This window comes from Nocardioides sp., assembly GCF_031397825.1.
Lineage (GTDB): Bacteria > Actinomycetota > Actinomycetes > Propionibacteriales > Nocardioidaceae > Nocardioides.
Genome location: NZ_JANNML010000080.1, coordinates 34,207 through 43,006 on the forward strand (window position 1 = coordinate 34,207; position 8,800 = coordinate 43,006).

The following is an 8,800-nucleotide window of genomic DNA, read 5'->3' on the forward strand; positions in this document are numbered from 1 at the left end:
TCGTCCCGGCCTCACAGCGACGTCACCCAGTTGCGCAGCAGCGCGGCACCGGCGTCGCCGGACTTCTCCGGGTGGAACTGCGTGGCGCTGAGCGGCCCGTTCTCGACGGCCGCGACGAAGCGGTCGCCGCCGTGCTCGGCCCAGGTCACCAGCGGGGGGCGGGTGCGGTCGTTGGTCACCAGCGTCCACTCGCGAACGCCGTAGGAGTGCACGAAGTAGAACCGCTCGTCGCGGATCCCCGAGAAGAGCGCGGTCTCCGCGGGTACGTCGACGGTGTTCCACCCCATGTGGGGCACGACGGGCGCCTGCAGGCGCTCGACCACGCCCGGCCACTCGTCGCAGCCCTCGGTCTCGACACCGTGCTCCACGCCGCGGGCGAAGAGGATCTGCATGCCGACACAGATCCCGAGGACCGGGCGGCCGCCGGCGAGCCTGCGCCCGATGATCCGCTCGCCCTTGATGCCCAGCAGCCCCGACATGCACGCGGCGTAGGCCCCCACACCGGGCACCACGAGTCCCTCGGCCTCCAGCGCCCGGTCGAAGTCGCCGGTCAGCTCGACGCTCGCCCCGGCCCGCTCGAGCGCCCGGACGGCCGAGCGGAGGTTGCCGGACCCGTAGTCCAGGACGACGACGTCGGGGGCCGAGGTGCTCAGAGCTTGCCCTTGGTGGAGGGGACCCCGGTCTCCCGCGGGTCGATCGCGACCGCGTCGCGGAACGCGCGGGCGAACGCCTTGAACTGCGTCTCCACGATGTGGTGCGGCTCGCGACCGGCGAGCACCCGCACGTGCAGGGCGATGTGGGCGTGGAACGCGATGGTCTCGAAGACGTGCTTGGTCAGCGAGCCGAGGTAGGCCGGCGTGGTGCCGCCGAGCTGGACGTAGACCTGGCCCTCGGGCTCACCGGTGTGCACGCAGTAGGGACGACCCGAGACGTCGACGACGGCCTGGACCAGCGCCTCGTCGAGCGGCACGGTGGCGTCGCCGAATCGACGCACGCCGACCTTGTCGCCGAGCGCCTCGCGCAGGGCCTGGCCGAGCACGATCGCGGTGTCCTCGACGGTGTGGTGGGCGTCGATGTGGGTGTCGCCGGAGGTCTGCACCGTCAGGTCGAGCAGCGCGTGGCGGGCGAAGGCGGTGAGCACGTGGTCGTAGAACCCGACACCCGTGGAGATGTCGTGGCGGCCGGTGCCGTCGAGGTCGACCTCGACGAGCACCTTCGACTCGCTGGTCTGGCGCTCGATGCGTGCGGTCCTGCTCATGCCTGTCCTTCTTCCGTGACTGCTGTGAGTGCCTGCTTGAAGGCTGTCATCTCCTCGGCGGTGCCGATCGAGACCCGCAGCCACCCGTCGGGGCCAGTCTCGCGGATCAGGACACCGTGGTCGAGCAGGCCCTGCCAGACCGCGTGGCGGTCGGCGAACGTGCCGAAGAGGCAGAAGTTGGCGTCGCTGTCGGCGACCTGGTGCCCCTGCTCGCGCAACCAGGCCACCGTGGCGTCGCGCTCGACGCGCAGCTGGTCGACCCTGCCTAGCAGCTCGGGCGCGTGGCGCAGCGCCGCGAGCGCGACCGCCTGGGTCACTGCCGAGAGGTGGTAGGGCAGTCGCACGACGCGGATGGCGTCGCAGATCTCCGGCGCGGCGGCGAGGTAGCCGAGCCGCGCACCGGCCAGCGCGAACGCCTTGCTCATGGTGCGTGTGACGACCAGGTTGCGGTGCTCCGGCAGGACCTCGAGCGCACTCGGGGTGCCGGCGCGACGGAACTCGCCGTAGGCCTCGTCGACCACCACGATCCCGGTCTCCCCCACGGCCTCGCACAGCAGGCTGACCGCCTCGGGCGGCAGCGCGGTGCCGGTGGGGTTGTTGGGCGAGGGCAGCAGCACCACCGAGGGCCGCTCCCGCTCGACGAGCTCACGGGCGACCTCGAGGTCGAGCGCGAAGTCCGTCTCGCGACGCCCCTGCACCCAGGAGGTGTTGGAGTCGCGGGCGTACTCCGGATACATCGAGTACGTCGGGGCGAAGCTCAGCGCCGTGCGCCCAGGACCGCCGAACGCCTGCAGCAGCTGGAGCATGATCTCGTTGGACCCGTTGGCCGCCCACACCTGCTCCGGGCGCACCCCGTGGCCGAGGTAGTCGGCCAGCGCGCCCCGCAGCTCCAGGAACTCCCGGTCGGGATAGCGGTTGAGCGTGCGGGTCGCCTCGGCGACCGATCGGGCCACGTCGTCCACGACGGCGTCGGAGGGCGCGTAGGGGTTCTCGTTGACGTTGAGCTGGACGGGGACGTCGAGCTGCGGCGCGCCGTAGGGCTCGATCCCCCGCAGCTCCTCACGCAGAGGAGGGAAGGTCACGAGAAGCGCACCCGCACGGCCGCGCCGTGGCCCGGCAGGTCCTCCGCCTCGGCGAGGGTGACCACGTGGTCGGCCACCTCGGCCAATGCACCCCGGTCGTAGTCGACGACGTGGATGGACTTGGTGAAGGCGCGCACCGAGAGCCCCGAGGAGTGGCACGAGCAGCCGCCGGTCGGGAGCACGTGGTTGGAGCCGGCGCAGTAGTCGCCCAGGGACACCGGGGCGTGGGACCCGACGAAGATCGCGCCGGCGTTGCGCACGCGCGCCGCCCACGCGGCGGCGTCGACGGTGTGGATCTCGAGGTGCTCGGCGCCGTAGCCGTCGACGACCTTGAGCCCCTGCTCGAGATCCTCGACGAGGACGATGCCGGACTGCGGCCCGCTCAACGCGGTGAGGATGCGCTCGACGTGCTTGGTGGTCGAGATCTGCTTGTCGAGCTCGGCATCGACATCGGCTGCGAGGCGCTCCGAGGTCGTGACGAGCACGGCCGAGGCGAGGGGGTCGTGCTCGGCCTGGCTGATCAGGTCGGCGGCGACGTAGGCCGCGTCGGCGGTGTCGTCGGCGAGGATCGCGATCTCGGTCGGACCGGCCTCGGAGTCGATGCCGACCTGCCCCTTGAGCAGCCGCTTGGCCGTCACGGTCCAGATGCTGCCCGGACCGGTGACCAGGTCGACCCGCTCGCACGGGCCGACGCCGTAGGCGAACATCGCGATCGCCTGGGCGCCGCCGACGGCGTAGACCTCGTCGATCCCGAGCAGCTCGCAGGCCGCCAGGATCGTCGGGTGCGGCAGGCCGCCGAAGGCCTTCTGCGGGGTGGAGCTCAGCGCGATCGACTCCACGCCGGCGACCTGGGCCGGGACGACGTTCATCAGCACGCTGGAGACCAGGGGGGCCAGGCCCCCGGGGACGTAGAGCCCCACGCGCCCGACCGGCACCTTCTTGTGGGTCACGGTCGCGCCGGGTCCGAGGTCGGTGACGGCGTCCTGCTCGAGCTCCTGGGCGCACGTGGCGCGCAGCCGGCGGATCGACTCGTCGAGGCCGGCCCGGATGGCGGGGTCGAGCTGCTCGAGGGCGTCGAGGAGCGCCTGGCGCGGGACCCGGATGTCGGTCTGGGTCACGCCGTCGTGCTTCGCGGACATCTCGAAGATGGCCTCGAGGCCACGGGTGCGCACCGCTTCGCAGATCGCGTGGACGGCGGGGATGGCAGCCTCGATGTCGAACTCGGCCCGAGGCACGGCAGTCCGGTAGTCGACGGGGCCGGTCTGGGCCGCCCCGCGGAGGTCGATGCGCCGAATCATGCCCCGATTCTACGAAGGCGGCCCCACCACTGCCTCATCGGCGACCTGGGCTGGACAGTCCGGGGCCACCGCCGTCCGCTCGCAGCACCGACTACCGTGGCGACCGTGACCCTGACGCTGCCGATGTTCCCGCTCAACTCGGTGCTCTTCCCCGGCGTCAGCGTGCCGCTGCGGGTCTTCGAGGACCGCTACCGCGCCCTGGTGCACCACCTGCTGCGGGTCGAGGACCCGATCGAGCGGGTCTTCGGCTCGGTGGGCATCCGCGAGGGCTACGAGGTGGGCGACCACGGGGCCCAGTCGCTCTACCGCGTGGGCTGCCGGGTGCAGCTCACCGAGGTCGAGTCCAACGCCGACGGGACCTTCGACATCGTCGCGGTGGGCCTGGACCGGATCAAGCTGGACCGCCTCGACACCACGGGGCTCTTCCCCGTGGGCCACGTGGTCGAGCTGCAGGAGAACGTCGACCCCGTCGCGGACGAGGTGCTCGAGCGGGCGCGCGCCACGTTCACGGCCTATCGACAGGCGCTCTCCGAGATCGCCAACGACCCCTACTCCGGGAGCCTGCCGCGGGACCCGTCGTACCTCTCCTGGACGCTGGCCGCCTGCGCTCCCCTGCCGATGCCCGAGCGGCAGGCGCTGCTCGAGGCCGACGACGCCACGGAGCGCCTGGTGATGGTCACCGACCTGCTGCGCACCGAGCTCCAGGCCATGAACGTGATCCCGTCGCTGCCGGCCACCGAGGTGGCTCGCACGCGCTGGTCGCCCAACTAGCGCCGCACGCCTCGATGGCCAAGAAGACAGCGTCCGGAGGCACGCCCGCCACGCTCGCCCTCACCGCCGCGGGCATCGAGCACCGGGTCCACCCCTACGAGCACGACCCCCGGGCCGCCTCGTTCGGCCTCGAGGCCGCCGAGGCGCTCGGGCTCGACCCGGCCCGCGTCCTCAAGACACTGATGGTCACCGTCGACGGCCGGCTCGCCGTCGGCATCGTCCCCGTCTCCGGCCAGCTGGACCTCAAGGCGCTGGCCCGGGCCCTCGGCGCGAGCAGGGCCGCGATGGCGGAGGTCAAGGTCGCCGAGCGGGCCACCGGGTACGTCGCCGGCGGGATCTCCCCGATCGGCCAGAAGAAGGCGCACCCGACCGTCCTCGACACCTCCGCCCTGACCCACCCGACGGTCTTCGTCTCGGGCGGGCGGCGCGGGCTGGACGTGGAGGTCGCTCCGGCCGACCTGGTCGCGATCACCGGGGCGATCACGGCCGAGATCGGCCGGAGCTGAGAGGTCGGAGCTGAGAGTCGGTCGCCGCGTCAGTCGGTGGTGACCCGCAGGAGCACGTGACCGACCTCGTCGTCGAGCCACCCGGTCAGGCCCAGGCCCTCGAGCGGCTCCAGGTTGTCGCGCACCTCGGTGTCGCCCTCAGCCAGGCCGGCCAGCCAGCCATCACCCGCATCGAAGTTGACGAAGAGGATCGAGCCTGCTTCACCGGCCTCGCGCACGACGTCCTGGAAGACGTCGCTGTCGCCCAGGCCACCGTCCTCGAGCACCTCGGCACGGTAGTCGGCGTCGGGCCCGATCACGACGTAGTCACCCTCGCCGTCGCTGCCGAAGATGGTCGACGCCTCGGGGTCGGAGGCGGAGGCCGACTCGACGAGCTTGTCGAGGACGCCTTGGATCTCCTCGGCGTCGCCCTTGATCTTGACCGCGACCGGCACGTCGGTGCCGCCCGAGTTGAAGAACAGCTCGGGGTCGAAGCCGGGGCTGAGCGCCACCGCGACCGACTCCCCGGCCAGGGTCTCTGCGTCCTCGGGGAGCGAGAGCCCCGTCTCCTCCTCCGCGTCGGCGAGCAGGCCCTCGATGTCCATCTCGGAGCCCATGGTCGAGCTGACGTAGTCCAGGACCTCGTCGAACCAGCCCTCCTCGAAGCCCAGGCCGAAGGCGGCGGCGGTGTCCTCGGGCAGGGTCGCCATGGCGGCACCGCCCTGGTCGCTGCCCAGCAGCGTCGGCAGCCCCAGGGCGTCCGTGCCGGAGGCAGCCTCGACCTCGAGGGATCCGTCGTCGAAGCGCACGGTGAGCGCACCGCCGCGGAAGTCCTCCAGCGCCGACATCATCTCTCCCGGCATCTCCGAGCCGCCGGTGTCGTCGCAGTAGCTGTCGAGGGACGGCAGCTCCGGGATCTCGCTGGACTCGGGGTCGAAGGGCTCCACCTCGTAGGCACAGCCGCTCGAGCCGCCGAACGGGAGGAGGCCGAAGCCACCGATCGCGTCGGCGATGACCGTTCCTGCCTCGGGGGCGGCATAGGCCGTCAGGATGCCAGCATCGCCTGCCTCGTCCGTCCAGGTCCGGAAGTCCTCGTCGTCGGCGAGGGACCCCTCGGCCGTCCTGGCGGCCACGTCGTCGGCGATCTCCTGGGTCTCGGCGATCACCGCCCACTCACCGTCGATCGACCATCCACCCACGGCACCGGCGTCCTCGGAGTCGGCGGAGTCCTCGCCGACGGCGCAGTCACGCACCTGGGCGAAGCCCTCGTCGGCGGCGTCGGCATCCTTCACCTGCACCACGACGACCGCGCTGGGGGTCTCCTCCCCGAGGTCGACGGCAGCGACGGCGAAGCGGTCACCCAGCCAGGGCTCGACGTCGTCGGCGTAGTCGAGGCCCTCGCAGGCCCCGGACGACTGGATCTCCTCGAAGATCCGCTCGCGCAGGTCGTCGTCGGTGTCGAGGCCCACCTCGTCCTTGAAGGCGGGGAACGTGCGCAACGTGCGGAGCGCCTCGATCTTCTGGCCGCCGCTGGGGTCGAGGTCGACGCTGACGTAGCCGATCGTGCCGGCCGGGAGCGCCTCCGCGGGCTGAGGACCGGTGGCGAGGAAGCTCATCGCTGCCCAGACACCCGTGCCGATGGCGGCGAGGCCGACGACCGCGCCGGCACCGATGAGGACCTTCTTGCGGTTGCCGGACCCTGCGCGTGCACCGGGAGGCAGCGGTCGACCGCCCCCGGCCTCGAGGTACTCGGGTGGCGGTGGTGGGCCGGACGGCGGTCCCCACCCTGGCGGTGGGCCGGACGACGGTGGCCCCGCGGGCGGACCCGACGGGGGGCCCGACGGGGGGCCAGACGGGGGGCCGGATGGTGGGCCGGAAGGAGGGTGGTTGCTGGACACGATGACCCCCAGGGGACGGGTGCGGATGTGCGGTCCAGCGTCGTGCCGACGGGCCGGGCCGTGCTGCTTCGACGGCACTCTACCCACGGGCGTTCCGTTCAGGCGTGGGAGCGGATCCGCCTCGGCACGGTGGCGTAGGTCATGGCGAGGGCGGCCAGCGCGGTGCCGGGCAGCACCAGGAAGGGGCTGCGCCCCGACACCTCGATCTGACCCGGCAGCCGGTCCCCGTCGGAGGCCGCCTTGGCGAGCTCGCGGGGGTCGTCGGGACCGAGGAGCAGGCCGACCTGCCACATCAGGTAGGTGGCGAGGGCGACCCCCACCAGCAGCGCTCCCAGCGTCACGAGCTCCGAGCGGCTCAGGGCCAGCGCGCAGAGCAGGCCGAGCAGGAGCCCTGCCACCGCCCCGACGACGACGAACCACCCGGTCGCGGTGAACTCGTCGCGCAGGCCCTGCTCGTCGAGGTACCACATGCCCTCGAAGACGACCCCCACCGGCGGGTCCCAGATCGTGAACCACAGCCAGCCGCACCCGGCCCCCACCGCGGCGCACAGCGCGAGCACCGCGGCGGCCTGCGCGACCTCCGGCCCGCGCGTGGCGCGCCCGAGCCGGTCGTCCACCGCGCCTGCCGTCATCCGGCCAGGCACCCGGGGCCTAGCAACGCCTTCAGGTCGGCGAAGAGGGCCGGCGTGGGGGTCACCCGCAGCCGGTCGTCGAGACGCATCACCTTGGTGGCGTCGCGCGTCAGCAGTCGCAGCTGCACCTCGGTCATCCCCGGGTGGGTGCCCAGGACGTCCTTGAGCTGCTCGACCACCGGCGCCGTGCACCGGGTCGAGGGCAGGCTGATCACGACCGGTCCGCTGGGGCCGTCGGAGAGGTCGGGGACGCTCACCTCCTGGCCGTGCAGCTCGGGGGTGTCCTTGCTCCGGCTCAGTCGCCCCTTGACGGTGATGATCGCGTCCTCGACGAGGTAGCCGCTGGCCAGCTGGTAGGAGCTGGGGAAGAGCAGCACGTCGATGGCGCCGTCGAGGTCCTCGAGCGTGACCATCGCCCACGCGTCACCGCGCTTGGTGATCTTGCGCGCAACCGTCGTCACCAGGCCGCTGATGGTCACCGTGGACCCGTCGGCGCGCTCCTCGTCGAGCATCAGCTGACCGATGGTGCAGTCGGTGCCGTTGGACAGCACGTGCTCGAGGCCCAGCAGGGGGTGGTCGGAGACGTAGAGGCCGAGCATGTCGCGCTCGTGGCCGAGCAGGGTGGTCTTGTCCCACTCGTCGATGTCGGGGATGGCGACGGTCATGCCGAAGCCGCCCCCGGGCTCGTCCTCCATGCCGCCGAAGAGGGAGTCCTGGCCGATGGCCTCGTTGCGCTTGATGTCGACGTACTGGTCCACAGCGGTCTCGTGGATGGCGACCAGGGCCCGGCGCAGGTGCTTCATCGCGTCGAACGCGCCGGCCTTGATGAGCGACTCGATGACCCGCTTGTTGCAGACCGGGGCAGGCGCCTTGGAGAGGAAGTCGTCGAAGGACTCGTAGCGGCCCTTCTCGGTGCGGCCGGAGACGATGCCGTCGACGACGTTGGCGCCGACGTTGCGCACCGCGGTGAGCCCGAAACGGATGTCGTGCCCGACCGGGGTGAAGTGGTGGGAGGACTCGTTGACGTCCGGCGGGAGCACCTGGATCTTCATCCGGCGGCACTCGTTGAGGTAGATCGCGGACTTGTCCTTGTCGTCCTTGGTGGAGGTCAGCAGGGCCGCCATGTATTCGGCCGGGTAGTTGGCCTTGAGGTAGGCGGTCCAGTAGGACACCAGGCCGTAGGCGGCCGAGTGAGCCTTGTTGAAGGCGTAGTCGGAGAAGGGCAGCAGGGTGTCCCAGAGGGCCTTGATCGCCGCGCCGCTGTAGCCGCGCTCGGTCATGCCGGCGGAGAAGCCGGCGAACTGCTTGTCCAGCTCCTCCTTCTTCTTCTTGCCCATCGCGCGACGCAGGATGTCGGCCTGGCCCAGGGTGTAGCC

The 8,800-nt window shown here is 71.7% G+C and carries 9 protein-coding genes; 2 read left to right on the plus strand and 7 right to left on the minus strand.

What is annotated here, in order from left to right; all coding sequences use genetic code 11:
- Positions 1–11: 11 nt before the first annotated feature.
- From hisH to hisD, 4 genes are read right to left on the minus strand one after another with little or no spacing between them, the layout of a single operon-like run.
- A complete protein-coding gene (gene hisH, locus RMN98_RS06850) occupies positions 12–653 on the minus strand; it encodes an imidazole glycerol phosphate synthase subunit HisH (protein WP_309648069.1) in 642 nt (213 codons plus the stop codon).
- Complete coding sequence (gene hisB / locus RMN98_RS06855; RefSeq protein WP_309648061.1) at positions 650–1,258, minus strand: imidazoleglycerol-phosphate dehydratase HisB; 609 nt, start codon at positions 1,256–1,258, stop codon at positions 650–652. The genes hisH and hisB overlap by 4 nt, the downstream gene beginning before the upstream one ends.
- Positions 1,255–2,340 (minus strand): histidinol-phosphate transaminase, encoded by a 1,086-nt coding sequence (locus RMN98_RS06860; protein WP_309648062.1) that lies wholly within the window; start codon positions 2,338–2,340, stop codon positions 1,255–1,257. The genes hisB and RMN98_RS06860 overlap by 4 nt, the downstream gene beginning before the upstream one ends.
- Positions 2,337–3,638 carry a histidinol dehydrogenase gene (gene hisD, locus RMN98_RS06865; protein ID WP_309648063.1) on the minus strand — a complete coding sequence of 434 codons (1,302 nt, stop codon included), beginning with the start codon at positions 3,636–3,638 and terminating at the stop codon, positions 2,337–2,339. Before hisD ends, RMN98_RS06860 begins: the two co-directional genes overlap by 4 nt.
- Before the next feature lie 105 nt (positions 3,639–3,743).
- Between hisD and RMN98_RS06870 the strand changes: the two genes are divergently transcribed.
- Together RMN98_RS06870 and ybaK are read left to right on the plus strand one after the other, a co-directional pair.
- A complete protein-coding gene (locus RMN98_RS06870) occupies positions 3,744–4,409 on the plus strand; it encodes an LON peptidase substrate-binding domain-containing protein (protein WP_309648064.1) in 666 nt (221 codons plus the stop codon).
- A gap of 14 nt (positions 4,410–4,423) precedes the next feature.
- The gene (gene ybaK, locus RMN98_RS06875) at positions 4,424–4,915 is read left to right on the plus strand and encodes a Cys-tRNA(Pro) deacylase (RefSeq protein WP_309648065.1); all 492 of its coding nucleotides are present in this window, start codon (positions 4,424–4,426) and stop codon (positions 4,913–4,915) included.
- A gap of 29 nt (positions 4,916–4,944) precedes the next feature.
- Here the strand turns inward: ybaK and RMN98_RS06880 are convergent, their stop codons facing one another.
- The 3 genes from RMN98_RS06880 to RMN98_RS06890 form a co-directional block, all read right to left on the minus strand.
- Positions 4,945–6,879, minus strand: a complete 1,935-nt coding sequence (locus RMN98_RS06880; protein WP_309648066.1) for a DUF3352 domain-containing protein — start codon at positions 6,877–6,879, stop codon at positions 4,945–4,947.
- Positions 6,880–6,890: 11 nt separating this feature from the next.
- A complete protein-coding gene (locus RMN98_RS06885) occupies positions 6,891–7,424 on the minus strand; it encodes a hypothetical protein (RefSeq protein ID WP_309648067.1) in 534 nt (177 codons plus the stop codon).
- Positions 7,421–8,800 (minus strand): OB-fold nucleic acid binding domain-containing protein (locus RMN98_RS06890; RefSeq protein WP_309648068.1); only part of this gene is annotated, 1,380 nt, incomplete at its 5' end. The genes RMN98_RS06890 and RMN98_RS06885, both read right to left, overlap by 4 nt.